This window comes from Sinorhizobium sp. CCBAU 05631 (genome assembly GCF_002288505.1).
Classification (GTDB): domain Bacteria; phylum Pseudomonadota; class Alphaproteobacteria; order Rhizobiales; family Rhizobiaceae; genus Sinorhizobium; species Sinorhizobium fredii_C.
This window is the reverse complement of record NZ_CP023063.1, coordinates 671479-697801: the sequence shown is the minus strand read 5'-3', so window position 1 is coordinate 697801 and position 26323 is coordinate 671479. Positions and strand designations below refer to the sequence as shown.

General features: G+C 63.3%; 31 protein-coding genes. 17 read left to right on the top strand and 14 right to left on the bottom strand.

Features of this window, described 5'->3' with window-relative positions; all coding sequences use genetic code 11:
• The first annotated feature begins 289 nt into the window (after positions 1 to 289).
• Positions 290 to 2626: a glucose/quinate/shikimate family membrane-bound PQQ-dependent dehydrogenase gene (locus SS05631_RS03320; RefSeq protein ID WP_037413768.1), complete on the top strand. Its 2337-nt coding sequence runs from the start codon at positions 290 to 292 to the stop codon at positions 2624 to 2626.
• Between the two features lie 30 nt (positions 2627 to 2656).
• On the opposite strand, the gene bla is transcribed toward SS05631_RS03320, so the two are convergent.
• Complete coding sequence (bla, locus tag SS05631_RS03315; RefSeq protein ID WP_037413527.1) at positions 2657 to 3547, bottom strand: class A beta-lactamase; 891 nt, start codon at positions 3545 to 3547, stop codon at positions 2657 to 2659.
• Positions 3548 to 3717: 170 nt separating this feature from the next.
• Here bla and SS05631_RS03310 point away from each other — a divergent pair, with 170 nt between their 5' ends.
• Entirely contained in the window at positions 3718 to 4176 is a 459-nt protein-coding gene (locus SS05631_RS03310) for a helix-turn-helix domain-containing protein (RefSeq protein WP_050988153.1), read from the top strand.
• Between the two features lie 156 nt (positions 4177 to 4332).
• Positions 4333 to 4836, top strand: a complete 504-nt coding sequence (locus SS05631_RS03305; protein WP_037379478.1) for a GNAT family N-acetyltransferase — start codon at positions 4333 to 4335, stop codon at positions 4834 to 4836.
• 17 nt (positions 4837 to 4853) lie between these two features.
• Here the strand turns inward: SS05631_RS03305 and SS05631_RS03300 are convergent, their stop codons facing one another.
• From SS05631_RS03300 to SS05631_RS03290, 3 genes are all read right to left on the bottom strand, one after another.
• Entirely contained in the window at positions 4854 to 5771 is a 918-nt protein-coding gene (locus tag SS05631_RS03300; RefSeq protein ID WP_162109061.1) for a cytochrome c, read from the bottom strand.
• A gap of 76 nt (positions 5772 to 5847) precedes the next feature.
• A complete protein-coding gene (locus SS05631_RS03295; RefSeq protein WP_037379476.1) occupies positions 5848 to 6294 on the bottom strand; it encodes a cytochrome c in 447 nt (148 codons plus the stop codon).
• Positions 6295 to 6508: 214 nt separating this feature from the next.
• Complete coding sequence (locus tag SS05631_RS03290; RefSeq protein WP_037413525.1) at positions 6509 to 7147, bottom strand: LysE family translocator; 639 nt, start codon at positions 7145 to 7147, stop codon at positions 6509 to 6511.
• Between the two features lie 132 nt (positions 7148 to 7279).
• On the opposite strand from SS05631_RS03290, the gene SS05631_RS03285 reads away from it, so the two are divergent.
• Complete coding sequence (locus SS05631_RS03285; protein ID WP_037413523.1) at positions 7280 to 7993, top strand: YafY family protein; 714 nt, start codon at positions 7280 to 7282, stop codon at positions 7991 to 7993.
• Between the two features lie 97 nt (positions 7994 to 8090).
• Here SS05631_RS03285 and SS05631_RS03280 read toward each other — a convergent pair whose 3' ends face one another.
• On the bottom strand, positions 8091 to 8693 hold the full coding sequence (locus SS05631_RS03280) for a superoxide dismutase (protein WP_037413517.1): 603 nt from the start codon (positions 8691 to 8693) through the stop codon (positions 8091 to 8093).
• Positions 8694 to 8922: 229 nt separating this feature from the next.
• Here SS05631_RS03280 and SS05631_RS03275 point away from each other — a divergent pair, with 229 nt between their 5' ends.
• Positions 8923 to 9333, top strand: a complete 411-nt coding sequence (locus SS05631_RS03275; RefSeq protein ID WP_037413516.1) for a VOC family protein — start codon at positions 8923 to 8925, stop codon at positions 9331 to 9333.
• Between the two features lie 88 nt (positions 9334 to 9421).
• On the opposite strand, the gene SS05631_RS03270 is transcribed toward SS05631_RS03275, so the two are convergent.
• Together SS05631_RS03270 and SS05631_RS03265 are read right to left on the bottom strand one after the other, a co-directional pair.
• Positions 9422 to 9970 (bottom strand): glyoxalase superfamily protein, encoded by a 549-nt coding sequence (locus tag SS05631_RS03270; RefSeq protein ID WP_037413513.1) that lies wholly within the window; start codon positions 9968 to 9970, stop codon positions 9422 to 9424.
• Between the two features lie 202 nt (positions 9971 to 10172).
• A complete protein-coding gene (locus tag SS05631_RS03265) occupies positions 10173 to 11054 on the bottom strand; it encodes a branched-chain amino acid aminotransferase (protein WP_037413511.1) in 882 nt (293 codons plus the stop codon).
• 155 nt (positions 11055 to 11209) lie between these two features.
• On the opposite strand from SS05631_RS03265, the gene SS05631_RS03260 reads away from it, so the two are divergent.
• The 5 genes from SS05631_RS03260 (at position 11210) to SS05631_RS03240 (ending at position 15411) form a co-directional block, all read left to right on the top strand.
• Positions 11210 to 12250, top strand: coding sequence for a zinc-dependent alcohol dehydrogenase family protein (locus SS05631_RS03260; protein ID WP_037413509.1), 1041 nt, complete (start codon positions 11210 to 11212; stop codon positions 12248 to 12250).
• Positions 12251 to 12319: 69 nt separating this feature from the next.
• Positions 12320 to 12871, top strand: a complete 552-nt coding sequence (locus SS05631_RS03255) for a phosphatase (protein WP_037413507.1) — start codon at positions 12320 to 12322, stop codon at positions 12869 to 12871.
• Positions 12872 to 13030: 159 nt separating this feature from the next.
• A complete protein-coding gene (locus tag SS05631_RS03250; RefSeq protein WP_037379455.1) occupies positions 13031 to 13693 on the top strand; it encodes a haloacid dehalogenase type II in 663 nt (220 codons plus the stop codon).
• 12 nt (positions 13694 to 13705) lie between these two features.
• Complete coding sequence (tam, locus tag SS05631_RS03245) at positions 13706 to 14479, top strand: trans-aconitate 2-methyltransferase (protein WP_037413504.1); 774 nt, start codon at positions 13706 to 13708, stop codon at positions 14477 to 14479.
• A 101-nt stretch (positions 14480 to 14580) separates the two neighbouring features.
• Positions 14581 to 15411, top strand: a complete 831-nt coding sequence (locus SS05631_RS03240; RefSeq protein ID WP_037413501.1) for an aldo/keto reductase — start codon at positions 14581 to 14583, stop codon at positions 15409 to 15411.
• A 51-nt stretch (positions 15412 to 15462) separates the two neighbouring features.
• Here SS05631_RS03240 and SS05631_RS03235 read toward each other — a convergent pair whose 3' ends face one another.
• Complete coding sequence (locus SS05631_RS03235; protein WP_037379449.1) at positions 15463 to 15855, bottom strand: hypothetical protein; 393 nt, start codon at positions 15853 to 15855, stop codon at positions 15463 to 15465.
• Positions 15856 to 16118: 263 nt separating this feature from the next.
• Here SS05631_RS03235 and SS05631_RS03230 point away from each other — a divergent pair, with 263 nt between their 5' ends.
• On the top strand, positions 16119 to 17672 hold the full coding sequence (locus SS05631_RS03230; protein WP_037413760.1) for a helicase HerA-like C-terminal domain-containing protein: 1554 nt from the start codon (positions 16119 to 16121) through the stop codon (positions 17670 to 17672).
• A 72-nt stretch (positions 17673 to 17744) separates the two neighbouring features.
• On the opposite strand, the gene SS05631_RS03225 is transcribed toward SS05631_RS03230, so the two are convergent.
• Positions 17745 to 18167 (bottom strand): organic hydroperoxide resistance protein, encoded by a 423-nt coding sequence (locus tag SS05631_RS03225; protein WP_037413500.1) that lies wholly within the window; start codon positions 18165 to 18167, stop codon positions 17745 to 17747.
• 115 nt (positions 18168 to 18282) lie between these two features.
• Here SS05631_RS03225 and SS05631_RS03220 point away from each other — a divergent pair, with 115 nt between their 5' ends.
• On the top strand, positions 18283 to 18774 hold the full coding sequence (locus SS05631_RS03220) for a MarR family winged helix-turn-helix transcriptional regulator (protein WP_037413498.1): 492 nt from the start codon (positions 18283 to 18285) through the stop codon (positions 18772 to 18774).
• A gap of 27 nt (positions 18775 to 18801) precedes the next feature.
• Here the strand turns inward: SS05631_RS03220 and SS05631_RS03215 are convergent, their stop codons facing one another.
• Complete coding sequence (locus SS05631_RS03215; protein ID WP_037413496.1) at positions 18802 to 19563, bottom strand: L,D-transpeptidase family protein; 762 nt, start codon at positions 19561 to 19563, stop codon at positions 18802 to 18804.
• 393 nt (positions 19564 to 19956) lie between these two features.
• Here SS05631_RS03215 and SS05631_RS03210 point away from each other — a divergent pair, with 393 nt between their 5' ends.
• Positions 19957 to 20616: a glutathione S-transferase family protein gene (locus tag SS05631_RS03210; protein WP_037413494.1), complete on the top strand. Its 660-nt coding sequence runs from the start codon at positions 19957 to 19959 to the stop codon at positions 20614 to 20616.
• Here SS05631_RS03210 and SS05631_RS03205 read toward each other — a convergent pair.
• Positions 20576 to 21511, bottom strand: a complete 936-nt coding sequence (locus SS05631_RS03205) for a LysR substrate-binding domain-containing protein (RefSeq protein WP_037413492.1) — start codon at positions 21509 to 21511, stop codon at positions 20576 to 20578. The genes SS05631_RS03210 and SS05631_RS03205 overlap by 41 nt on opposite strands.
• Before the next feature lie 164 nt (positions 21512 to 21675).
• Between SS05631_RS03205 and SS05631_RS03200 the strand changes: the two genes are divergently transcribed.
• Positions 21676 to 21933, top strand: a complete 258-nt coding sequence (locus SS05631_RS03200; protein ID WP_141471730.1) for a hypothetical protein — start codon at positions 21676 to 21678, stop codon at positions 21931 to 21933.
• Positions 21930 to 22295, top strand: coding sequence for an MmcQ/YjbR family DNA-binding protein (locus SS05631_RS03195; RefSeq protein WP_037413490.1), 366 nt, complete (start codon positions 21930 to 21932; stop codon positions 22293 to 22295). The genes SS05631_RS03200 and SS05631_RS03195 overlap by 4 nt, the downstream gene beginning before the upstream one ends.
• Before the next feature lie 9 nt (positions 22296 to 22304).
• On the opposite strand, the gene SS05631_RS03190 is transcribed toward SS05631_RS03195, so the two are convergent.
• The gene (locus SS05631_RS03190) at positions 22305 to 22925 is read right to left on the bottom strand and encodes a glutathione S-transferase (RefSeq protein ID WP_037413488.1); all 621 of its coding nucleotides are present in this window, start codon (positions 22923 to 22925) and stop codon (positions 22305 to 22307) included.
• Between the two features lie 114 nt (positions 22926 to 23039).
• A complete protein-coding gene (locus tag SS05631_RS03185; protein WP_037413485.1) occupies positions 23040 to 23411 on the bottom strand; it encodes an NUDIX hydrolase in 372 nt (123 codons plus the stop codon).
• A 93-nt stretch (positions 23412 to 23504) separates the two neighbouring features.
• Between SS05631_RS03185 and SS05631_RS03180 the strand changes: the two genes are divergently transcribed.
• Complete coding sequence (locus tag SS05631_RS03180; protein WP_037413483.1) at positions 23505 to 24257, top strand: DeoR/GlpR family DNA-binding transcription regulator; 753 nt, start codon at positions 23505 to 23507, stop codon at positions 24255 to 24257.
• A gap of 52 nt (positions 24258 to 24309) precedes the next feature.
• Here SS05631_RS03180 and SS05631_RS03175 read toward each other — a convergent pair whose 3' ends face one another.
• Complete coding sequence (locus SS05631_RS03175; RefSeq protein ID WP_037413481.1) at positions 24310 to 25317, bottom strand: asparaginase; 1008 nt, start codon at positions 25315 to 25317, stop codon at positions 24310 to 24312.
• A 71-nt stretch (positions 25318 to 25388) separates the two neighbouring features.
• Here SS05631_RS03175 and SS05631_RS03170 point away from each other — a divergent pair, with 71 nt between their 5' ends.
• Complete coding sequence (locus SS05631_RS03170) at positions 25389 to 26126, top strand: DUF3750 domain-containing protein (protein WP_037413478.1); 738 nt, start codon at positions 25389 to 25391, stop codon at positions 26124 to 26126.
• The last annotated feature ends 197 nt before the right edge of the window (positions 26127 to 26323 follow it).

The window sequence follows — 26323 nt, the reverse complement described above, 5'->3', positions numbered from 1 at the left end:
CAGCCCCGCCTCGGCCTCCGCGGCCCAATGGGCCGCCAATTTAAAATACTCCCGGGGAATCAAAGTCCTGCCGCGACGCCTGGCGTATGCAAAGGCGCTTGCGCCGAAGGCGGCAACATTGAAAGGCACCTGCGTCGCGTTACCTTCGCAAATGATGCTGTGGATGAGGCGCACAATTTGCGAGGGAGAATTGTCGCGAAATCCGCGCTCGTTCTTCGTCTGCCGTTCCGTGCGGCCCGGCGGGCCGAAGGTGCCGCCGTATCGTTCTTCAATTTGGGAGTTCGAATTCATGCCGATTGTCCTGACCGCCCTTTTCTTCGCACTGATAGGTCTCGTGCTCGGTGCGGGAGGGACAAGGCTCGTCCTGCTCGGCGGCAGTCCATACTACATCATCACCGGCTTGGCGTTCCTGCTCACCGCATTGCTGCTCTACCGCAAGAGCGCGGCGGCGATCTGGGTCTATACGCTGATGGTCCTCGGCTCGCTTACCTGGGCCGTCTGGGAGGTCGGGCTTGACTGGTGGCAGCTTGGTCCGCGCGGCGGTGTGATCATCCTGCTGGGCCTCTGGCTGCTTACGCCATGGATCCGGCGGCCGCTCGGTTTCATCAGCCCGTCGGGCGAACACTACAGCGCAGCCGCCTGGCCACTTGCGCTCGCCAGCCTCGTCGCGATCGGCGTCGCGCTCTATTCGATGACGCAGGACGTCCATGACATTCGCGGCGACCTGCCGGCTGACGTCGCGGCGGGCAACCCCAACCTCGGCGGCAATGTGCCGGCCGGCGAGTGGCATCACTACGGCCGCACGCTGTTCGGCCAGCGCTATTCGCCGCTCGCCCAGATCCACCGGGAGAACGTCGCGACTCTGAAGGTCGCGTGGCAGTACCAGACAGGAGACGTCAAGCTGCCGGAGGATATCGGCGAGACCACCTATCAGGTGACGCCGCTGAAGGTGAAGGACACGCTCTATCTCTGCACGCCGCATAATTGGGCGATCGCGGTCGATGCTGCGACCGGCCGGCAGAAATGGAAATATCATTCGAACTCGGGTCTGAACCCGGACCGCCAGCACCAGACCTGCCGCGGCGTCACCTATTGGGCCGATCCGGCGGCGGCCGCCGGCAGCGCCTGTGCCGAACGCGTATATCTGCCGACATCGGACGCCCGCCTGATCGCGCTCGATGCCGCGAACGGCACGGTCTGCACCGGTTTTGCCGACCAGGGCGTTCTGCACCTCGAACAGGGCATGCGCTACAATCCCGCCGGCTATTACTATTCGACATCGCCCCCGGTCGCCGTCGCCGGCAAGCTTATCGTCGGCGGCGCCGTCAACGACAATTACTCGACCCAGGAACAGTCCGGCGTCATCCGCGCCTTCGACATCAAGACCGGGGCGCTTATCTGGAACTGGGACAGCGGCAACCCCGATCAGACGGCGCCGCTGCCGCCCGGCCAGTTCTACACGACCAATTCGCCGAACAGCTGGTCGGTCTCCTCCGTCGACGAGGCTCTCGGGCTGATCTATGTCCCGCTCGGCAATCAGGTTCCCGATCAACTCGGCATGGGGCGGAGCGAGCATGTGGAGAAATACTCGTCCTCGATCGTCGCGCTGGACATCAACACGGGCGCGGTGCGCTGGGTCAGGCAGACGGTGCATCACGACCTCTGGGACATGGACGTGCCGGCGCAACCGGCCCTCCTCGACATCACCAGGGAAGACGGGAGCGTCGTGCCGGCGCTTGTCGGGCCGACCAAGCAGGGCGACATCTATGTGCTCGACCGGCGCAGCGGAGAACCGATCATTCCGGTGGAGGAGGTGCCCGCCCCCGGCGGCGCGATCGCGGAGGATTTCACCGCGCCGACCCAGCCGGTCTCCGGACTCACCTTTATGCCGCCGCCGCTTCAGGAGCGCGACATGTGGGGAATTACCATGTTCGACCAGCTCGCCTGCCGGATCGAGTTCCTCTCGTTAAAATACGAGGGCCGCTACACGCCCCCCTCGCTCGAAGGAACGCTCGTCTATCCGGGCAATTTCGGCACCTTCAACTGGGGCTCGGTCGCCGTCGACCCGGAGCGCCAGGTGATGTTCGGAATGCCAACCCATCTCGCCTTCACCTCGCGGCTCGTGCCGCGCGAGGAAATCCCGCCGAAGGGCGAAGGCGAAAAGGGCAGCGAGCAAGGGCTGAACCGCAACGAGGGAGCACCCTACGGCGTCTATATGGGTCCGTTCCTCGGTCCCTTGCGGATTCCCTGCCAGGCGCCGCCCTGGGGCTATGTCGCGGGTGCCGACCTCCGGACCGGCAAGATCGCCTACAAGCACAAGAACGGCACGGTCTACGACATGACGCCGCTGCCGCTTCCCTTCAGGCTCGGCGTGCCGGGCATCGGCGGACCGATCATCACCAAGGGCGGCGTCGCCTTTCTCGGCGCCACGGTCGACAATTTCCTGAGAGCCTATGACGTCACCACCGGCGACCAGCTCTGGGAGGCGCGGCTGCCGGCCGGCGGCCAGGCGACGCCGATGACCTATATGGTCGGCGACAAGCAGTATCTGCTGATGGTCGCAGGCGGGCACGGCTCGGTCGGGACCAAGCCGGGCGACTATGTGATCGCCTATACGCTGCCCTGATGGTCATCGGCGGCCCGCCTGCTGAAGCGCTCAGACCATGCCGGCGACAATTTTGCCGACTTCGGCGAACAACGGATTGAGCTCTGCCGGCTCCACCTTCGCTTCGCCGGTATAGACGGTGATGAGGATCGGGCCGCGCCCCTTGGGCACCGCAAAGCCGATATCGGAGACTGCGCCGGTCGAACTCGTGCCGGTCTTGTCACCGATCTGCCAATCCTTCGGCAGTCCGGCACGAAGCCGCGCGTCGCCGGTCGTGTTGGCGACCATCCATTCGACGAGTTGTCGACGCGAGCTCTCCGCCAGGACCGATCCGAAGGCAAGCTTTCCGATGGTCTCGAGCATCGCGACCGGCGTCGTTGTATCGCGCGGATCGCCGAATTTGGCTTCGTTGAGATCCGGCTCGGTTCGGTCGAGGCGCGTCGTCCCGTCGCCGATCGACCGCAGCCAGGAGGTCAGCCCGGCCGGGCCGCCGAAGCTTTCGAGCATCAGGTTGGCGGCCGCATTATCGCTGATGGTGACCGCGGCGTCGCAGAGTTCGGCGACCGTCATGCCATTGCCGCCGACATGCTTTTCGGCGACCGGCGAATGGGGCAGCAGGACATCCTTGCCGAAGGTGATCCGCCGGTCGAGTTTTTCTTCGCCCCGATCGACGCGCGCGAGCACGCATGCAGCGGCGAGCGCCTTGAAGGTCGAGCACATGGCGAAGCGCTCGGTCTCACGGTGACCGAAGGAGATGTTGGTTTCGGTATCGAGCACGGCCACGCCGAGGCGCCCGCCGGTCCGCTTTTCGAGCTCGGCGAGCAGTTTCGTCACATCGTCACCGGTCGAAGTGGCGGCACGCGCCGCACCGGCAAGCGCCAGTGCCGGATAAAGCATTGCGGTGCCGATCAGCATGTTGCGGCGATTGATGAGCAGGGACATGTCTTTCCTCCTTTTGGCGAGCGAGCAGCCGCTGAGGTTAAATTACTGATCTCGAATATTAATTTCGTCCATGCGACGCTCTGACTCGCTAGGCAGGGAATGTGGCGGCCTTGTGCCCTGAGGGAGCGGTATCTATATAGCTCCAGAGACTATAGCTATGGAGCGCGCCTATGTACTCGATCGGAGACCTCTCCCGGCGGACCGGCGTGAAAATTCCGACGATCCGCTATTACGAGCAAATGGGTCTCATCGCGGCGCCGGAACGTTCGGAGGGCAACCAGCGGCGCTACGAGCGGCGCCAGCTCGAGCGGCTTGCCTTCATCCGTCACGCGCGCGATCTCGGGCTTTCGATCGAAGCGATCCGGGAATTGCTGGCGCTCAGCGAACATCCGGAACGGCCCTGCGGCGAGGCGGACCGCATTGCCAGCGAACATCTCGCTTCGGTGCGGGAGAAGATCGCCCGCCTCACTAAGCTCGAGCAGGAACTGGAGCGGATCGTCGCCTGCCACGGCGATCACACGATCGGCGACTGCTATGTCATCCGGGCCCTTGCCGACCATTCGCTGTGCGACAGCGAGCACTCAGGCATGTTTGTACCAAGTATCCCGTTGACAAATTCGCGGAAATGAACAATCTACGCGCATGATCAAGAACGCACCCATCTGCCGCGCGTATTTTTGGCTGTTCCGATAGGAGCGGCCTGCTGATCATTTTCAACAAGGCCGCCATCAGGCGGCTTTTGTTTTTCACGGCACCTGATGGCGGGAAACCCATAGGAGCCGAGAATGCTGCAGACTGCCACCCCCTCCCTTCATCCTATTCCGTCGGTCCGCGCTCCGATGGTGACGATCCGCTGCGCCAAGTTGCGCGACCTCGCCGAACTGCGTGAGATGATCGCGGAGCTTTCCGCCCATCACGGCGATGCCGCCCCGCTTACCTCGGAGCAGCTCGAACGCGACCTCTTCGGCCGCACCCCCTGGATCACCGCCCTTGTCGCCGAGGCCGGCGGCCAGCTGATCGGCTACGCAATTCTCGTTCCCCAATACCGGGCAGCCGAAGGCGCGCGTGGCATGGAGCTGCATCACCTCTTCGTGCGCCCCGGCCATCGCGGCACAGGCATCGGCCGCCATCTCGTCGCCAAGGCGCGGGAACAGGCGAAGATGGCGGGCTGCGATTACCTTGCCGTCAGCGCTGCAACCGGCAATTTCCAGGCGCATCGTTTCTACGAGTCGGAGCGCTTCGTGCCGCGGCCGGTGACCGGCATGCGCTATATGCAGAAGCTAGGCTGAGCGAAGGAGGCGATAGCCTATGACGGGGGCAGCGCCTTCAGGTAGGCGGCAATCGCCTCGCGCTCGGAGGCCGGAAGCTTTGCCATGTTCTTCTGCACCTCGACCATAGAACCGCCGACTGAATCGAATTCGGGCGTGAAACCCGTCTCCAGATAGGAGGCGATGTCCGATGCGCTCCAGCTGCCGATGCTCCTGGAGCCCGGGGTGATGTCGGGAATCCGACCCTCGCCTTCCGGGTTCGGGGCGCCGGCTAGCCAGCGGCCCGCTTCGAAGCCGCCGAGTGCGTCGCGCGGCGTGTGACACTCGCCGCAATGGCCCGGGCCTTCCACGAGATACTGTCCGCGGGCGAGCTTCGGGTCGGCGCTGTCGACCTGAACCCGCGGCTCGTCAGTGAGATACATCAATTTCCAACCGCCGAGCGCCAGACGGACATTATAGGGAAAAGGCAGATCATGCGGCGGCACCACATTGGCGCTCTTCGGCAAGGTCCGCATATAGCCATAAAGGTCGTTGATGTCCTTGGCGGTCATCCGCGCATAGGAACCGAAGGGAAAGGACGGGTAGAGATGCTCGCCATTCCTCCCCACCCCGCGCGTCATGGCGTTGCCGAATTCTGCCAGCGTCCAGCCCCCGATGCCGGCTGTCTCGTCCGGCGAGATATTCGGGGGGAAGAAGGTGCCGAAGGGGCTCTTCAGCGGCCGGCCACCCGACAGCACCAGTCGGGCATCGTCATCGGCACGGGGTGCTGCATGGCAGCTGGTGCAGCCGCCCGCCCAGAAGACCCGCTCGCCATTGGCGAGATCCGGCTCGCCCAGGCCCTCCCAATGGGCGGCATCCCAGGGGGCGGGCTTCGTCAGCCACCAGAAGGCGCCGGCGCCGACCGCTGCAAGTAGAACCAGACCGGACAAAAGCCGCCCCGCGGGCCCCCTCATCATCTCTCCTTCGTCTTCAACACAGAAATAAATGCGCCGGGTAGACCGGCGCATTGAACTGACCAAGCAGTGGCGTCCGCTACTCTTTCTTCAGACGATAGCTCTCATGACAGCTGGCGCAATCCTTGCCGAGGACGCCGAGTGCGGCGCCGACGCCGGCCTGGTCGGCGGGCAGCTCGGCAAGAATCTTCTCGGCATCGCCACCGAGCTTGGCGGCCTTCGCCTTGAAGTCATCCATGTTCTGCCAGATCTTCGGGCTCGCCTCCGTTTCCATACCGGTCTCGGAGCCGGCCGGGAAATGATTCGGGAAGACTTTCACCGTCTCGCTAATCGTCGACAGCGACGCTTTGACGATTTCGGCATCATAAGGCTTTTCGCCCTTGGCGATCCCGCTCAGCGCGCCGGCAGCCTGGCCCACCTTCTTCATCAGTTGCTGGCGGACCGCCTGAGGTTCACCGGCGGCGGTGACGGCGGTCACACCCAAGCCTGCGAGGACGGCTGCAAGCATAAGAGCTCGTATCTTCATCATGTTCTCCGGTCGTTCGAACCCGCTCGCGCGGCTTCCTGTTGAAGGCGCCGGCATGATGGCATCTTGGCTTTTCGACGGAAGTAACATTTTCTTGATGTGCTTGTCATTTCAGCACAATTCGCCGCGCTATACCTGAAGGCGCGGCAGAACTTGTGCGAACAATAACATGAATTCCTTGTTCATGTTTAATACTTGAAGGGAGCACAGCAAATCACCGGGCGGCGCTCCAACCCTGCCATACGGTGAAGACGGCGATTGCGACAAGCAGCAGGCCGGCACCGCGGCCGATGGCAACCGTCGCTACCGGACTGCCGACCAGCAGGTCGCGGCCGCGGCCGGCGGCGAGCGCCAGCCCGCCATAGACGGCAAGCTGCGTCACGGCGATCATCAGCGCCATGACCGCGGCCTGCGACCAGACTGGACCGAATTGCGGCTTCAGGAACTGCGGATAGACGGCGAGCATGAAGAGATAGGCCTTGGGATTCATCAGGCTCGTCAGTGCCCCCTGCCGGAAGCTTGCCCAGCGCGACAGCCGCCTGCCCTCCTCGACACCGCCGATGGTGATCGAACTGCGCAGCAACGAAAAACCGATCCAGGCGATATAGGCGGCGCCGGCGACAAGGAGCACATTGAAGAGCTCCGGGACCAGATGCAGCACGACGCTGACGCCGAGCGCGGCATAGAGCGTGTGCAGCACTCCGCCCGCCATGATGCCCGCCGTCGCGGCCAACCCGGACGTCCGGCCGCCGGTTATCGCATTGGCGAGCACGAAGACCATGTCCATGCCCGGAACAATGATGATGCCGAACAGAAGTGTGAAGAAGAGCCAGAGATTTTCAGCATAGGTCATGTCAGTTACTCATCGAGGTTGCATGGGAGTTCCGTTTCGGATTGCTGATTTTTCAATCCGTTGATGCGTGCTATAGCTCCGCCCAACTGACAGGGTTCTGTCAGGAGCGTTCGGACTTCCGGAGTTTTCGCCATGCGCAAGGCGGCGCGGCTTTTCGAGATCATCCAGATATTGCGGCTTGCCCGTAAACCGATCACGGCCGCCCAGATTGCCGAGAAACTAGAGGTCACGCCGCGCTCGATCTATCGCGATATCGTCGCCCTGCAGGCAATGCGCGTGCCGATCGAAGGGGAGCGCGGTCTCGGCTATATCTTGAGGCCCGGCTTCGATCTGCCGCCGCTGATGTTTTCGATCGAGGAGACGGAAGCGATCGTCCTGGCGCTGGCGCTGCTGGCGCGTACCGGCGACGAGGAATTGAAGACCGCAGCCCAGCGCGTCAACCGCAAGATCACCGGCGCCGTGCCCCAACCGCTGCGCCAGGCGTTCCACTCGCAAGCGCTGCATGCCTGGGGCACGATCGCCGCCCCGCCGCCTGCGGTCGACCTCGCCATGATCCGCCGCGCGATCCGCGACGAGCAAAAACTCGCGCTCGACTACCGCGACGAACTCGGGCGGACAACGGAACGCACGGTGCGGCCGCTGGCGCTGATCTACTATTCGGAGCATGCGATGATGGTCGCCTGGTGCGAATTGCGCCAGGACATCCGCAACTTCCGCGCCGACCGGGTGGAGCATTGCGAGCCGATCGGCGCCTTCTTCCGCGGCGAAGGCGAGAAGCTTCGGCAAGCGTGGATCGCCGGCTGGAAGATAAATGCCGTTCGATCTTTCGCTTCGGGCACTCTGTGATTGATCGCGAAGCAGATATTAGTCTCGCCGGCGGACCAACAACGAAAAGGCCCGACGCAAGCGCCGGGCCGAATTTCGTGCATAAACAACCAAATGGTTACTTCGCCGCTGCCTCGTACATTTCGAGGACGTAATCCCAGTTGATGAGATTGTCGACGAAAGCCTCGAGGTATTTCGGACGGGCATTGCGGTAATCGATGTAATAGGAATGCTCCCAGACGTCGACGCCGAGGATTGGCGAGGCGCCGTGCACGAGCGGGTTTTCGCCGTTCGGGGTCTTGGAGATTTCGAGCTTGCCGTTCTTGACCGAGAGCCAGGCCCAACCGGAACCGAATTGGGCGGTGCCGGCGGCGATGAAGTCGGCCCGGAACTTGTCGTAGCCGCCGAGATCGGACTTGATGGCCGCGTCGAGCTTGCCCGGCAGGCTGGTGCCGCCGCCGCCCTTCTTCATCCACTTCCAGAAGTGGACGTGGTTGTAGTGCTGGCCGGCATTGTTGAACAGCGGCTGGTTGGTGCCGTAGGACTTCTTGACGATTTCCTCCACCGAAAGGTTCGACAGACCGGCTTCCTCGGCGAGCTTGTTGCCGTTCGTCACATAGGCGAGGTGATGCTTGTCGTGGTGGTATTCGAGCGTCTCGCGCGACATGTAGGGCGCGAGCGCATCGTAGTCATAGGGAAGGTTCGGCAATTCGAAAGCCATTGTGGCATCTCCTCTTGGCATTGGATTTCGTGACGGAAATCAGTGAGCGGGAACATAGGCACCGCCTTGGCGGGAGGCAACCGATGCGGTGCCAAAAATTCCCTGAGCCGCGCAAAATACTTTCATTCGGCGCTGGGTGCGCGTTTGACGCGAATGTCGACGCTGAGGATTCCTGTCCTACCTTACGGAGACGAGCCAACTGACTTCGCCCTCGGCACAGGAGGAAAGAATGGAGTTCCATCAGGGCCGTCTCATTGACCACGTACATCTGCGCGTCGAGGATCTCGCCGTCAGCAAGCGCTTCTATCAGGCAGTGCTTGGCGCCCTCGGCCATCGACCAACCCACGAGACCGACGCGTTTTTCGCCTTCGACGAGTTCTTCGTCGACCAGGCGGACGACTATCGTACCCGCGTCCATATCGCCTTCCAGGCCTCCGGGCCGGACGCGGTGCAGCGCTTTTACGATGTCGGCCTCGCCAATGGCGGCACGGATAATGGCGCACCCGGCGAGCGTCCCTATCACCCGGGCTACTTCGCCGCCTTTCTGCTGGATCCCGACGGCAACAATATCGAGGCGGTTCATCATGGGCCGACGACGCGATCGGCCGCCGATGTCGTCGTCCGGCCGGTCGAGACTTGAGGTCGGAGTGCGGTTCATAGTCGGGAGACCGTTCGATCCGGCTAGCGCCGGGCATCGCTGCGGCCTCCCGATCAGATAGGCGGCCGACCTATCCCTCCTTCAGCTCCATGAAGCGGATGGGGTTGTTGAACGGGTCGATGACTGTCACCTCGAGCCGCGTTCCTTCATCCTCGAGACCCGGCCGCATGTAGCGGTAGTTCTTGGCGATGAGTTCCTTGTGGAACGCGCGGATGCCCGTCATGTAGACGCACATGTTGCCGCCGGGCGTCGCGTCTCCCGCATGCTCGGAAAGATGCAGCTTCAGTCCGCCTCGCGAGATCTGCGTGTAAAGCGGGAAATCGTCGCCATAGCGGTGTTCCCAGTCGACTGTGAAGCCCAGGAAGCCAAGATAGAATTCGTGGGCCTTTGCCACGTCGAAGATCCGAACGATCGGCACGGCCTGCTCGAACGCGATCTCGGCGCTCTCTCGAGCGGCTGCCGCGGCTTCGAGTTTCGCCGACAGGATGTTCCAGGTGGCAAGCCCGAACTGGCGGGCGACGATCTCAAGCGCCTCGCTGTGGGCGATCGTCATTTGATGGTCGGCAAGGGCCTCACGCAGGGCCTTCGCCATGGCCTTGGCATCGCGATAGTCGCGCATTTCCGTTCCTCGTCACGGCGAAGCCTTCGTCAGCGCCCGCATTACCAACGCCTTCGCCCGACTGTCGAACGGGTGAGCAAGGATCAGTGGAGGCGTTCGCCATGCCCTTGTCGGACGCGGGCTGCCGGCCGCCTCCGGCCGAGCATCAACCTATCCGGTTCACACCGCCTTTGTCAGCCGGAATATCCCGTCTTGAACCCTCCTAGACGTCGCCGCTCGAATGCGCCCAATCCATATAGAGATCGCGCGCCTTGGCGGTGATCGGGCCGGCCTGCAGATCGCGGTCGTCAAGGCGGGTCACCGGCAGCACCTTCGAATAGTTGCCGGTGGTGAAAATCTCGTCGGCAGCCCCGAAATCGGTCATCGTCAGCGTCGTTTCGATCACCTCGAAGCCAGCTTCGCGCAACAGGCTCATGACGCGCGAGCGGGTGATGCCGGCGAGGAAGGTGCGGTTGGCGGCCGGGGTGAAGACGACGCCGTCCCGGACCATGAAGATATTGGAAGAGCCGGTCTCGGCGATGTTGCCGAGCATGTCGCGCACCAGCGCATTGTCGAAACCGCGCGAGCGCGCTTCCTGGAGGATGCGGGCGTTGTTGGGATAGAGACAGCCGGCCTTGGCGTCCGTCGGCATGCATTCGAGCGTCGGGCGGCGGAAGGGCGAGAGCGTCAGCGCCGAACCGGCATGGGCGTTGCCCATCGGCGCCTCGAACAGGCACAGCGCAAAGCGGGTCGATTCCGGATCGACCGCCACGACGCTCCAGGACCCATGCTCGCCCCAATACATCGGCTTCACGTAGATAGCCGTCTTGCCGTCGAATTTCTTCACGCCCTCGAAGGTCAAAGCCTCGATTTCCTCGGCGGCCATGGTGGGCTTCAGGCCGAGCGCTTCCGCGGAACGATTGACGCGCTGACAATGGAGGTCGAGGTCCGGGGCGATGCCGTCGAACCAGCGGGCGCCGTCGAACACCGTCGAGCCAAGCCACATGGCGTGCGATGTCGGGCCGATCAGCGGCGGGTTACCGGACAGCCATTCGCCGTCGACATAGGTCCAGGTGGTGGATCGGGGGGATGTATCGACGGCCATCGGACTCTCCTCTTGTCCTTCGCTGCTGTCCCGATCTAGCCCGAAAAAGCAGCATCAGGGTGAATGGGTACATCAAAAAATGTCATGGCGTCCATTGTGGAGCCTCCCCGCACCGCGTGCGAGAATAGCGGAACAAAAATGGAGACCGATCGCCGATGAAAGCGATGTATTACGATGCCTTCGAGAAGACGCCGGAAATCCGGACGCTGCCCGATCCGACGCCCAGCGAATACGGCGTCGTCGTCAAGGTCGAGGCGACCGGGCTCTGCCGCAGCGACTGGCACGGCTGGATGGGGCACGACCCGGACATCCGCCTGCCGCATGTGCCCGGCCACGAACTGGCCGGAACGATCGCCGCCGCCGGGCGCGGCGTCCTCAACTACAAGATCGGCGACCGGGTGACCGTGCCCTTCGTTTCCGGCTGCGGCCGCTGCGGCGAATGCCGCTCCGGCAACCAGCAGGTCTGCGAGGCGCAGTTCCAGCCGGGCTTCACCCATTGGGGTTCCTTCGCCGAATATGTCGCACTCGACTTCGCCGAGCAGAACCTCGTGCACCTGCCGGAGAGCATGGATTTTGCGACCGCCGCCAGCCTCGGCTGCCGCTTCGCCACATCCTTCCGGGCGATCGCCGACCAGGCCCGCGTCCGAGGCGGTGAATGGGTGGCGGTGCACGGCTGCGGCGGCGTCGGTCTTTCGGCGATCATGATCGCCGCGGCGCTCGGCGCCAATCCCATCGCCATCGACATTTCCGAGGAGAAGCTCGCATTCGCGCGGACGCTCGGCGCCGTCGCCGCGATCAATGCGCGGGGGACGGAGAATGTCGCCGACGCGGTCAAGGAGATCACCGGAGGCGGCGCGCATGTCTCGATCGACGCGCTCGGCTCGCCCGTCACCTGCTTCAACTCGATCAGGAACCTCCGCCGCCGCGGCCGCCATGTCCAGGTCGGGCTGATGCTGGCGGAACAGGCAACACCGCAGATCCCGATGGCGCAGGTGATCGGCCACGAGCTCGAAATCTACGGCAGCCACGGCATGCAGGCCTGGCGCTACGACGCAATGCTGTCGATGATCACCAGCGGCAAGCTCGTTCCGAAGCGGCTGATCGGCCGCGAGATATCGCTGGAGGAGGCGGTGCCGGCGCTTACGACGATGGACCGGGCGACGGACCTCGGCATCAGCGTGATCACGGGGTTCTGATCGGGGATTCCGATCGTTACGGCGCGCTGTTATTCTCAGCCTAGCAAGACGAATCAGGGAGGTGTCGTCATGGCGCTTGCGGCTCGGGCCACGGAAGACGAACTCTATCGGCCGGTTCTTAACACGAACCCGGCCCATCCGAGCGGCTGGCCGGTGCGGGTGATCGTGAGGTCGCAGACGGAGGCGCGGCACAACCGCCAGCACTGGGCGCCGACGCATCTCGTCTCGATCCGGGCGCCCGCAACCCGCCTGCTTTCGATGATCGACCTGCCGCCGGAGCGGCATCTGGAGCTCTATTTCGGCGATACGACCGACCCGGATGCGCCGGATGCGGCGCGCGCCGAGGCGATCCAGGCGACCTTCGCCTTCATTGACGGGCTGCCAAAGGACGCGCATCTGCTGGTCCACTGTCTGAGGGGCATCGGCCGCTCGACGGCGCTGACGCTCGGCATATTGGCGCGCTACATGGAACCAGAAAGGGCGGCGGCAGCCCTGCACGCGCTTCGCCCCGAGGCTAAGCCGAACCGTCATGTGGTCGGCCTCTGCGACGCGACGCTGGGGCTCAAGGGGAAGCTTGCCAAGCAGGCACTGCGGTTTCCTGCAAAGCTCTGGAAAGGCTGAACAATCACGGCGAGGATGAGACGCATTGTGCGGCGCACAAAAATTTGACATGATCCCCTAAAAACAAATGGAGAAGCGGCGCGTTCTTCGTCGCAAGAAGCCTTCGCTGCGGGCACCGATCGGAAAGCGCCGCAGACGAGGTAAAGACGGGAGAGTTCGATGTCTCATGCGGCCTATGTCTTCGATGCCTATGGCACTCTTTTCGATGTCCATGCGGCCGTGCGCCGGCATGCCGAGGCGATCGGTCCGGACGGCCAGGCCTTCTCCGAACTCTGGCGCGCCAAGCAGCTCGAATATTCCTGGGTGCGCTCGCTGATGGGCGCCTATGTCGATTTCTGGCAACTGACCGAGCAATCGCTGGACTACGCCTTTGCCCGCTTTCCCTCCGCCGATCCCAAGCTCAGGAAGCAGTTGCTCGACGCCTATTGGGCGCTCGATTGCTACCCCGAGGTTCCGGCCGTGCTCAAGGGGCTGAAGGAGCGCGGCGCCCGTATCGCCATTCTCTCGAACGGCTCGCCGGCGATGCTTGCATCGGCCGTCAAGAATGCCGCGCTCGACATCATCATCGATGACGTCTTCTCGGTCGATGCGGTCAAGGCCTTCAAGACGGCACCAGCCGTCTACGACCTGGTGACGACGCAATACCGGCTCTATCCGCATGCGGTTTCGTTCCAGTCGTCCAACCGCTTCGACATTGCCGGCGCCACCAAGTTCGGCTTCCGCACGGTGTGGATCAACCGCGCCGACATGCCGGACGAATACCAGGACTATGGCCCGGCACTCATTCTCCCTTCGCTGGAAAGCCTGCAAGTCGGCATATGAAGGAGCGGCCCGATGGCCTGGTCGGCAGCGCAATATGTAAAGTTCGAGGATGAGCGAACCCGGCCGGCGCGCGATCTCCTGGCGCAGGTCCCCGATCTGCCGCCCGGCCCCGCCTTCGACCTCGGCTGCGGACCGGGCAATTCGACGCAACTTATCCTCGAACGCTTCCCCAACAATCCGCTCGTCGGCATCGACAGCGACGAGGACATGCTGGAGGCCGCTCGCAAACGGCTGCTCGGCCTGCGCTTCGAGAGGGTCGATCTTGCCGGCTGGACGCCGCCGCCAGGGGCCGCGCTTTTCTTCGCCAACGCCGTCTTCCAATGGCTGCCGAAGCACATCGATATCCTCGAGCGTCTCGTCGAGGCGCTGCTGCCGGGCGGAACGCTTGCGGTGCAGATGCCCGACAACCTCGACGAGCCTTCGCATCTCCTGATGCAGGAGACGGCCGAGGAACGGACTTTCGCAGCGGCTTTTGCCGGCCGGACGATCCGGCGAATGTCGCTTCCCTCCCCGAGGACCTATGTCGAAAGGCTGGCCCCGAAGGCGGCGCGGGTCGAGGTCTGGCACACGGTCTATTATCACCCGCTGGCCAACGCGAATGCCATCGTCGAGTGGGTGAAGGGCACGGGCTTGCGCCCCTATCTCGATGCACTGCCTGCCAACCGGCGTAAGGACTACCTCGCCGCCTATGCTGAGAAGATCCGCAGGGAATATCCGGCCATGGCCGACGGGCGGGTGCTCCTGCGCTTTCCCCGCCTGTTCCTCGTCGCCGTAAAGGCGCCCTGAATCGACGGCGAAGGACGTGCTGGCCGGCTTGAAGCCGCGACCGGCAGCGACAAGTATAGGGGCATGTCCGTTATTTCTCCGCCGCGACCAAGGAGCCACCCATGCATGCAGTCATTTCGAACGGCGCCAACATCCCCGCCCTCGGCTTCGGCACTTTCCGCATGTCGGGCGCCGAGGTGTTTCGGATCTTGCCGAAAGCCCTGAAGATCGGCTTCCGCCACGTGGACACCGCGCAGGCCTATGGCAACGAGGCGGAGGTGGGGGAAGCGATCCACCGTTCAGGCATTCCGCGCGCCGACATCTTCCTGACGACCAAGGTCTGGGTCGATCGGTACCGCCATGACGACTTCCTCGCCTCAGTCGACGAGAGCCTCAGAAAGCTGAAGACGGACCACGTCGATCTGCTGCTCCTGCACTGGCCGGGCGGCAGCGAGGTGCCGATGGCCGAGCGCATCGGGGCGTTGAACGAGGTCCGGAAGGCGGGCAAGGTCCGCCATATCGGCGTCAGCAATTTCAACACGGCGCAGATGGAGGAGGCGGTCCGCCTCAGCGACGCGCCGATTGCGACCAACCAGGTCGAGTACCACCCCTATCTCGACCAGACGAAGGTGCTGCAGGCGGCGCGGCAACACGGCATGTCGCTCACCGCCTATTACGCCATGGCGAATGGCAAGGTGCCTTCCGACCAACTGCTGAACGACATCGGCGATCGCCACGGCAAGACAGCGGCGCAAGTGGTGCTCAGATGGCTGGTGCAGCAGCAGGATGTGATCGCACTGTCGAAAACCGCCACGGAGGCGCGGCTTGAAGAAAATTTCGCGATCTTCGATTTTGCGCTGACACGAGAAGAAATGGCGGCGATCCGCGGCCTCGCCCGCCCGGACGGGCGAATCGTCAACCCGGCGGACCTTGCGCCCGAGTGGGACGGATGAGAGGGATTGCTGCCCCTCTGGCCTGCCGGTCAGAGGGGATTGATCGCAGAATCAGACGAACTGGCTGAGACCCGGAACGGAGGCGACGACCTCGTCCACGACCTCGTCGCCGGCCTTTTCCTTGGCATAGGCAATGGTTTCCCTGGCGAGCGCGGTGATTTCGCCCATGCCCAATCCCTGGCTCATCAGCTGCTGGCCGAGCGCCATGACGCCGCCGCCGCCGATGGCCGACAGGAGGCCGCCGAGCAGGCCGCCGCCATTGCCGCCCTCGCCATTGTACTGAGCGACCAATTCCGGCGCACCGGGGATAGCCTCGATCATCCGGGCGACCGGGCCTTCGGCCGCTTCGCGCTGGAGAAAGCCGAGGATCATGCCCACTGCCTTCTCGGCCGTCGCGGGCTCGAGACCGACATTTTCAGCCACCCGCGTAACCAGTTCACTCATGGAAATCTCCTCGTGCAATTTTGACGTTGACGTCAAGGTAAAATATCGCTTCCGAAATGACAATAGCACCGGAACACATATCCGTCCTGCGTCAACATATGCGGCGTTGCAGCCCGGCGAGGCCTTGCCTCGCCTACACCCCGTGTTGCCGGACCGCAGTGCACAGCCTATAACAGAACCGAGCAATATTTCGATGACGGACTTCGTACGACATCCGGCAAATGCCCGGTTCCATTGACAAAATCGATTCGGAGAAGAATGCCATGCAACAGGAAGGCAAGCTCTATATCGGGACCAGCCGCAAGCCGGACGATGCGATCAACAAGCCCGAATATCTCGAACTGAAGTTCGGCAACCGCCATGGCCTGATCACCGGCGCCACCGGTACCGGCAAGACCGTAACGCTGCAAATCCTGGCGGAGGGTTTCTCGAACGCCGGCGTTCCGGTCTTCTGCGCCGACGTCAAGGGCGATCTTTCCGGCATCGGCGCCATCGGTGAGGCCAAGGACTTCCTCCTCAAGCGCGCCGAGCAGATCGGCCTCTCGCCCTATGACTTCCAGGAATTTCCGGTGATCTTCTGGGATCTCTACGGAGAGAAGGGCCACCGCGTCCGCACGACGCTGTCGGAAATGGGGCCGCTTCTCCTGTCGCGGCTGATGAACGCCAGCGATGCCCAGGAAGGAGTCTTGAACATCGCCTTCAAGATCGCCGACGAGGGCGGCCTGCCGCTCCTCGACCTCAAGGACCTGCAGTCGCTGCTGAATTACATGGGCGAGAATGCGAGCGAACTCTCCAATCAGTTCGGCTTCATCTCGAAATCCTCCGTCGGCTCCATCCAGCGCGAACTCCTGATCCTCGAACAACAGGGTGCCGAGCACTTCTTCGGCGAGCCGGCGCTGAAGATCACCGACATCATGCGCACGACGAATGACGGGCGCGGCGCAATCTCGGTGCTTGCCGCCGACAAGCTGATGATGAACCCGCGGCTCTATGCCACCTTCCTGCTCTGGCTTCTGTCGGAGCTTTTCGAGGAGCTGCCTGAGGTCGGCGATCCGGACAAGCCGAAACTGGTGTTCTTTTTCGACGAGGCGCACCTGCTCTTCAACGACGCGCCGAAGGTCCTCGTCGAGCGCGTCGAACAGGTGGTCCGGCTGATCCGTTCGAAGGGCGTCGGCGTCTATTTCGTCACCCAGAACCCGCTCGACGTGCCCGAAACCGTGCTCGCTCAGCTCGGCAATCGCGTCCAGCATGCGCTGCGCGCCTATTCGCCGCGCGAGCAGAAGGCGGTGAAGACCGCGGCCGACACGTTCCGCCCCAATCCGAATTTCGACTGCGCCGAGGTGATCACCAATCTCGGCACCGGCGAGGCGCTGGTCTCGACGCTCGAGGGCAAGGGGTCGCCGTCGATGGTCGAGCGGACCTTGATCCGGCCGCCGGCCTCGCGGCTCGGTCCGCTGACGGAGGCCGAGCGCCAGAATGTCATGAATGTCAGCCCGGTGCGTGGGCTCTATGACGAGGACTTCGATCGGGAATCCGCCTATGAGCTCCTCGCCAAACGGGCTGAAAAGGCCGCTGAGGCCGCCGAACGGGCCGAAGCGCAGGCCGCCGAAGACGAGGCCGGCCGCAGCCGCTGGACCCTCCCCGGCTTCGGGGACGACGACAAGGAGGCAGCGTCCGGCCGCCAGGCCCGGCCGCGCTCCACGGGCTATCAGCGCGAAACGATCATGGAGGCGGCGATGAAGTCTGTCGCCCGTACGGTCGCAACCCAGGTGGGACGGGCACTGGTCCGCGGCATTCTCGGCAGCCTGAAGCGATAGGTGAGCGGCAAAAGGCCGTAGCCTGAACTGAAGCCCGCAACCGCGGACTTCAGTTCACAATGACGTTTCCTATCAGGCCACCGACAGTTTCACGTCGACATTGCCCCGCGTCGCATGGCTGTAGGGGCAAACGATATGCGCCTTCTGGACCAGGTCCTCGAGCACGGCCTTGTCGACGCCGGGTGAAGAGATCTCAAGCGCCGCATCGATGTAGAAGCCGGTGCCGTCGTCGCGCGGACCGATGCCGACCGTTCCTGTCACTTTCGTGTCTTCGGCAAGCTTTACCTTCTCCTTGCCGGCCACGAACTTGAGCGCGCCGAGGAAGCAGGCGGAATAACCGGCGGCAAAAAGCTGCTCCGGATTCGTGCCGCGTGCCCCATCGCCGCCCAGTTCCTTCGGCACGGTGAGGGTGACGTCGAGGACGCCGTCGGCGCTCTTGGCCTCGCCGGCGCGGCCCCCGGAGGCAGATGCGGTGGTGCGATAAAGAATGGGCATGGCAGTTCTCCTTGCTGGCTTCGTTGTGGATCGCATTTCAATAGCGCAATATTAAATTGGACGCAAATTAATTTTGCAAATTGCATTTGGGGCGTGAATTTGCGACAATCCGGGAATGACGACCAAAGTGGTGAAGACTGGAAACCCATTCCCCGACGAGGCGCTGGCGCTCGGCCAGCAACTTTGCTTTGCCGTCTATTCCGCGACGCACGCCTTCAACCGGGCCTACAAGCCGCTCCTCGACCGCTTCGGGCTCACCTATCCGCAGTATCTCGTGCTGCTGGCGTTGTGGCAACGGGACGGCATGACGGTGAAACGGATCGGCGAGGAACTGGGTCTCGATTCCGGCACTCTCTCGCCCCTGCTCAAGCGGCTGGAGGCAGCCGGCTATGTCGGGCGAATGCGCGACCCGGCCGACGAAAGGCAGGTCATCGTCAGCCTCACGGAAAGCGGCCGGCGCCTGAAGACCGAGGCCTTCAAGATTCTTGCGGAGATCGGCAAGGCGACGGGTTGCAGCCTTGAGGAGGTCGGCGAACTGCGCGAGGCGCTGCATCGGCTGACGCAACGCCTGGCCGACAGCCAGGACGAGGGAACGCAGACCGCTTGATCCGTGCAGACGCGCGGCTCGCCGTCGTCAGACGACGAGAATCGGCGCCTTTCCGCGCACGCGATCATAGAGGTCGATCACGTCCTGGTTGATCATGCGGACGCAACCAGAAGAAACGGCCTTGCCGATCGACTGCCATTCCGGCGTTCCGTGGACGCGATAGAGCGTGTCCTGGCCGTTCTGGAAAATATAGAGGGCGCGCGAGCCGAGCGGATTGTCGAGGCCCGGCGGCATGCCGCCATTGTCCGCCGAATATTTGGCGAGCACCGGCTGGCGGACGATCATCGAATCCGGCGGCGTCCATTTCGGCCATTTCTGCTTCCACTGAATGACGCCGCGGCCCGACCAGGCGAAGCCTTCGCGGCCGAGGCCAACGCCATAGCGCGTGGCGCTGCCGCCGGATCCGATCAGGTAGAGATAGCGGTCCGCCGTATCGACAACGATCGTCCCCGGCGCCTCGCCGAACGGGTCACTGACCTCCTGACGATAGAAGCGCGGGTCGATCTGGTGGTAGGGCACCGCCGGAATGAGAAAGCCGCCATCCTCCCGCTGCGCGTAAATATCGGCGTAGTAGGCGTCCTGCGGCGGCAGGCCGGTCAGCGGCTCTTCGAGCATAGCCGGATCGACCCAACGGTTTTCGAGCGCCGGATTGCGATAGACCGGCATCGTTTCCTGGCGAAAGCGGTCGGTGTTCATCGACGATGTACAGCCCGCAAGACCGGCAGAGGCGATCGCAACCGCGGACGTGCGAAGAAACTGGCGGCGGGAAAAGACAGGCAGTGATGACATCGAACTCTGACGGGTTTGAGTGCGGCGAGAAAGGAGAGCGGCGCGACGCGCAACGTGCATCGTCCCGCTCCTGCAGCGAAATCGCGATGGCCTTGTCGACGAAAGCCATCCGGGTGATCGATATCGACAAGTCGGAGGAGGACGCAAGCCAAAAACATTCTTGCCCCCTCACTCCAAGCTTGCATTTACGGCTGGAGCCGAACTTGCGCCAGTAAATACCCGATCACGATTGTGGTACCGCACTTTGCAACCGTTAACAGGCGCTGCCTCGGTGCGACCGGGCCGCAGAGCGGTTCGCATCAAAAGATTTCATGCGCACATCAACATGGACGGCTTCGCCAGGCATCGGCAATTGCGTATGCAATCGCGGCATTGCCAACCAAGGAGGCCGAGATGCTGACGATTTATGGTGTTTACCGCTCGCGCGCATCGCGCAACTACTGGATGGCCCGCGAACTTGGCGTTCCCTTCCAATCGGTGCCGGTTATCCAGGCGCGTCGCCTTGCCGATCCGCTGGCAGCGGACGCGCCGATCAACACGCGCTCGCCGAGCTTTCTCGCCGTCAACCCGACGGGGCTTATTCCGGCGATCGACGACGACGGGCTGGTGCTGACGGAATCGCTTGCCAACAATCTCTATCTCGCCCGCAAGCATGGCGGGCAGCTGGCGCCGGCCGACCTTGCCGAGGAAGGACAGATCGGCAATTGGACCATGTGGGCGGCGACCGAAGTCGAGCCGCACGCGGTCAAGATCGTCATCGCCTATGACGCCGGCATCGAGAACACACCGGACGGGCAGGCCGTGATCGCCGCCTGCTTGCGGTCGCTCGAGAAATCCTTCGCCAGGCTCGAGGCGCATCTCGACGGCGGCGATTACCTGGTCGGGGGCCGCTTTACGGTCGCCGATCTCAACCTCGCCGAGGTGTTCCGTTATACGATGAGCCAGGCGGCGCTTTTCGAGCAGCACCCGGGCGTCAAGGCATGGCTGGCGCGCTGCCAGTCGCGCCCGGCCTTCAAGGCGATGATGGAAGAACGGCTGAAGGAGAAGGAATAGCGGAGAGCTGCCGCATCCCCTCCTCCACTTCCTCGCGCACCCAGCGCTTGAATGCAGTGACGGCCTTGCTTTCACGCCTCGAGGCCGAGGTGACGAAATAGTGCCCGAAGCCGGTCTTGGCGCGGATGCCGAACGGCGCCACCAGACTGCCCTTCATCACCGCATAGCCGGCGAGCGTCTGCCAGGCAATCATCACGCCCTGGCCGGCAATGGCCGCGTCGAGCGCCAGCGACGCATCATTGAAGGTGTGGCGCACGGTCATCTGGGCGCCGGAAAGACAGGCCGCCTTCAGCCACACCTCCCAGGAGAACATGGCGTGCTCGTCGATGACGGCCGGCAGATTCAGGATATCCACGGGTTCGCGCAGTCCCGCGGCCAGGGCCGGCGAGCAGACGGGAAAGACCTCCTGCTCCAACAGCAGCTCGGCCCGCACACCCGGCCAGCCGCCCGCACCGACGCGGATGGCGAGATCGACGTCGGACGTTTCTAGATTGGCGAGTCTCGTGGTCGCGTCGATTCTCAGCCGGATCTCCGGATGGCGCTCGGCGAAGCGGTTCAGCCGATAGACCAGCCAGCGGGCCGCAAAGACCGGCGCCACAGACACCGTCAATACCGACTCGTCGCGACGACGCACCTGCGCCACGGCTTCGGCGAGTTCCGCAAAAGCATTCGAGAGCCGCATCATGAGCGGGCGGGCGCTATCCGTTACCACAAGTCCGCGCGGCGAGCGCTCGAAGAGCGTACGCCCAAGCTGCGCCTCAATCTTGGCAATCTGCTGACTGACGGCGCCGGGGGTCACGCCGAGTTCGTCGGCCGCGGCGGCGAGCGAACCCAGGCGACCCACTGCCTCCGCCGCACGTAGCCCATTCAAATGGATCGTGTTCAGTTCCTTCATATAGTTTTTCTAAACATAAGATCCGGCAATCTCAATTGTAAATTTCGCCGAACAGGCCGATTCTGCTGCAAGGCTCCCCGGAAGGAGAGCGAATGGCTGCAAAGGTTTTAACCGCATTCGACCGCAGATGCGGGACTACGGCGGCCTCGAAGAAGGATAGCGCCATGCTGAAGGTTTTCTCTATACTGAAACGTATCGGGATCGCCTCTGACGATCTTACCGAAGCGGCTCCCGCCTGGTCGCGAGATCCTCTCCAGCATCCCGATCTCGCCCGCATGGATGAACGCGCGCTGGCGGACCTGCCGTTTCCCGGATGGCCATGGCCGCGCGCTGCGGCGAGCGGGGCTTGCGACCACAGTGATCGGCGACGGCGGCTGAGCTATGATCCGCAACGTCCTTCCGTTTGCCGAGGAAATCCATGACGGACGAGATGAAGCGTTCCTTCGAGCGCGTGTGGCGCCTGGCAGAAGCCGCGGCGTTGCCGGAAATGACCGTCGGCACGTCCTATGGGACGCCGGCGCTACTCGTCAAAGGCAAGAGCTTCGTACGGATGAAGGACGCCGAAACGCTGGTGGTGATGTGTGCGCTCGAAGAAAAGGAGATGCTGATGGAACTCGGTCCGTCGCTTTTTTTCGAGACCGACCATTACAAGGGATGGCCGGCGATGTTGGTAAGGCTCTCGGTCATCGACGACGATGTGCTGACGCAACGGCTGATCGCCGCCTGGCGCGAAAAAGCGCCGAAACGGCTGGCAGATCGCTTCGCCACCTGCAACCCGACGTGACCCGCGGTATCATGACTGCACGACTGCCTGCACCTTGGCGACGGCGGGCCGTGCGGCCATTCGGTTGCGATGATCGAGAACCTTCGGGAAGCGCGCCGGATCGACGCCGTCCGCTTCAAGCCAACTGGCAATTGTGAAGAGATAGGGATCGGCGATCGTGTAGTTCCGGCCCATCACGAAGGGGCCGGCGAACATGGAGCTTTCTATCAAGGCGAAGCAATTGGCCATATTCTGCGGCACCTTCGCCATCATCGCCTCGTGCGCAGCCGGGTCGTCCGCCCAGCGTGCCGCTCGCCGCGCATGAGCGTGAGCGACATGCACCGTCGAGCAGAGATAGCTCAGGAACGACTGCAGCCGCGCAAACTCGAATGCGTCCTCGATCGGTGCAAGCCGCGCCGCGGGAAAGCTCTGGGCTATATAGGCGAGGATGGCTGGCGTCTCGGTCAAGATGCCACGATCGGTCACGAGCGCAGGTACCCTTCCCTTCGGATTGATGACGAGATATTCGGGCTTCGTCTGCTCGGCCTTGGAAAAATTGATACGATGCGCTTCATAGGCAGCTCCGGTCTCCTCGAGCGCGATATGCGAGGCAAGCGAACAGGTCCCGGGCGTATAAAACAGTTTCAGCATCGTTCTGCCTCTCAAGGTGGCGGCGCGGAAGCGCGAATTGCCTTTGCAGAAGAGATGAAAACGCGGCGATTGACAAGGGCGGAAGGTCCGGCGGCGATCCGCCGGACCCGGTGCTCAGGCGACCAGCGTACCGGCGCAGCCCGGCACGTCTTCAAGACGATAGTAGACCGGAATGCCGCGCTCGCGCGCTATGCGCACGTCATTGTCCGCTCCCTTCGAGTCGCCGGGCAACCGCAGTACGGCGTCGCAAAGGGCTAGCAAGCGGCCGGCCACCGGGTGAAAGATCTCCTCATAGAGATCATCGCCCACGTGGCGACCGTCCGCTGCATGCCATACCGGCAAGGCCACCCATTCGCCGATCATCGGTACGTGCCCAGCCTTGAAGAGCGCGTAGGACGGCTCCTCCAGACGCTTCAAGTTGGCCGCCATTTTGGCCGCATCGTCGCCCGTACCCGAGCGGTAGGGTCCAGCAATCAGAATAAGCATCAACTTTCTCCACGGTTTTTGCACGAAAATTCCAGATATTTCTGGAAAATTCAGAGACTTCATGCAATTTCGTGGATAGTCAAGGAGGAATCGATGCTGACGACACAGAGACGAGCGATGATCTCGGCAAGACTTGCGCGCGACGGGCAGATTGTTGCAAAGGCGATTGCCGACGAGCTCGGGCTTTCGGAAGACACGATCCGCCGCGACCTCAGGGAAATGGCGGCCGAGGGCCTGTTGAAGCGGGTTCATGGAGGAGCCCTGCCGCTGACGCCGCCGCTTCCGGATTTTGCCGCCCGCGGGGCTATCGCCAGCAACGTCAAGCGCCGACTCGGCCGCCGCGCGACAGGCCTCGTTAAGGCCGGCCAGGTCGTCTTTCTCGATGGCGGCACAACCAATGCAGAGATCGCCCGAGCTCTGCCGTACGACCTCCGCGTGACCATCGTCACGCATAGCCCGACGATCGCCGCAGAGCTCGAGCGTCACGACGCGGAAGTGGTCCTGGTCGGCGGCAGGCTCTACAAGCACTCGATGGTGACAACCGGCTCCGCCACGCTCGCGGCGATCGAGCAAATCCGGGCCGACATTTTCTTTCTCGGGGTCACCGCCATTCATCCGGCCCATGGGCTCTCGACCGGAGACTACGAGGAGGCGGCGATAAAGCGGGCGATCGCCCGGCGCGCGGCTGAAACCTACGTGCTCGCCACGCCGGAGAAATTCGGCTCAGCCTCTCCGCACAGCATCATGAGCGTCAGCGACCTTGCCGGCCTCGTCGTACCCGCGGACATGGAAGCCGACCTTCTATCGCCCTATCAGGACGGCACCACCGCGCTGATCACGGCATAGAGAGACTTCCGAACGCTGCCGCATGTTTCCTTAAGACGCGCGGCGTTGTAGGTCACGCGATAAAGGCCTCGGTCACGCGCACGTTGCCGACATGGATACGATTCCAATTGTGCATCGAGTGGTTGGCCTGAGCCATCAGCGCTGCGTGAACCTGCGGCTCGTCCGCGAAGAAGCGTGCGAGCGTCGCCGCGACCATAGACTCGGCCGCGCGCGTCGTGCCGTCCTCGCACTTGACTGCGATGCCGATGCCTTTTTCCGGGATCGCGGCGCAGAACACCCCTTCGGCACCGGTCTTGGCGAAGATGCGCCCGGGTGCCGCCTTCATCAGCCGCGTGCAGGTGCGATCGGTGCCGGCAACATAGAAGGGCTCGGCCATGCAGGCACCGATCAGGCGCTTGGAGGCGCGTGCCCGCACCGCGTCCAAGCCCGCGCCCGTCGCCATGCGGGCGAAGCCATGGGCGAGGCCCTTCATCGGCACCGCATAGGTCGGAATCGAGCAGCCATCGACGCCGCAGTTATCCTGGGTGAGAAGCGCGCCTGTCAGGCTTTCCATGATCCCGCGGATTTCCTGCTGGATCGGATGGCCGTAGCCGGCATAGCCCTCGACCTCGGTGCCGGAGTGGCAGCAGGCGCAGATAAAGCCGGCGTGCTTGCCGGAGCAATTGTTGTGCAGTGCGCTCGGCCTTTCGAGGGTGCGCGCCTGCGCAATCAGGTTCTTCTGGTAGAAGGACCAATGGGCGCCGCATTCAAGCGCGCCGACATCGCGGCCGGCGGCGGAAAGCATCTTGGCGGCCAGCGCCACATGTTCCGGCTCGCCGGAATGCGATGAGCAGGCAAGCGCCAGTGCCTTGTCGTCGAAGCCGTAGGCATCCGCGGCGCCGCTTTCTATGAGCGGGAGGGCCTGCATCGCCTTGCAGGCCGAACGGGGGAACACGGCCGCTTCCGTGTCGCCGAGCGCGAACAGCGTCTTGCCGTCGCCGTCGACGGCGATGACCGCCCCGCGGTGGCGGCTTTCGACCAGATTTCCGCGCGTCACTTCGACCAGGACCGGATTCGACATGTCTTGCCCTCAATTTTCCAAGTTTGGGCTATGCATCTATCAGGAATCCATCCGCAGAAAAGACATCGTCGATGAAAATCCTCCGCCGGCTGCTGATCGTCTTCGCCATCATCTACCTGCTGCCGGCGCTGGCGTCGGCAGGGCTGTGGTACTTCAAGGAAAGGCCGCAGAGCTGGCGTGACGCGGACTGGTCATCGGCAGGCATCCTCCCCGAGGCATCCATCAGTCCGCAGGCAGCGATCTATGTCTTCTCGGCAACGACCGGAGGCATGAAGGGCGCCGTGGCCAGCCACGCCTGGATCGTCACGAAGGACGAAGGCGCTTCCACATACAACCGCTATGAAAAGGTCGGCTGGGGGCGGCCGATCCGCAAGAACGCCTATCGGGCCGACGGCCGCTGGTATTCGAACGAGCCGCGCATCGTTGCCGCCGTGACCGGCGAGGAAGCGAAGCGGCTGATCCCGAAGGTCGAACAGGCGATTGCCGCCTATCCCTACTCCTCGCCCGGCACCTACCGCCTCTGGCCGGGGCCGAACTCCAACACCTTCGTCGCCCATGTGCTGCGCTCGGCGCCCGAACTCGACACCGTGCTGCCGCCCGATGCGGTCGGCCGCGACTATCTGCCGGAAGGCAAACTGTTCCACATCGACGCGGACGGCCGCGACCTGCATACGACGCTCTATGGCATCGCCGGGATTTCGGCCGGCTGGCGCAGCGGCCTGGAACTGCATTTCATGGGGCTGGTGGCCGGCATCGATCTTGCCCGGCCAGGCATCAAGATACCGGCGATCGGCCGGGTCGGGATTTGACCTGAAAATGGAAAAGGGCCGCGCTAGCGACCCTTCCATGAGTTTTGGCCTTGTGAATGGCTGGGCCTGGCGGGCCCGAGGAAGGCGGGGATCAAGCCGAGGGCTGCCTCGACTCCTTCACCTCTCCGATGCCTGTCACGAGGTCCGAAATCTCATTAGACATTGGATCACCTTCCTTTCTGTTGTTGCCGATATAG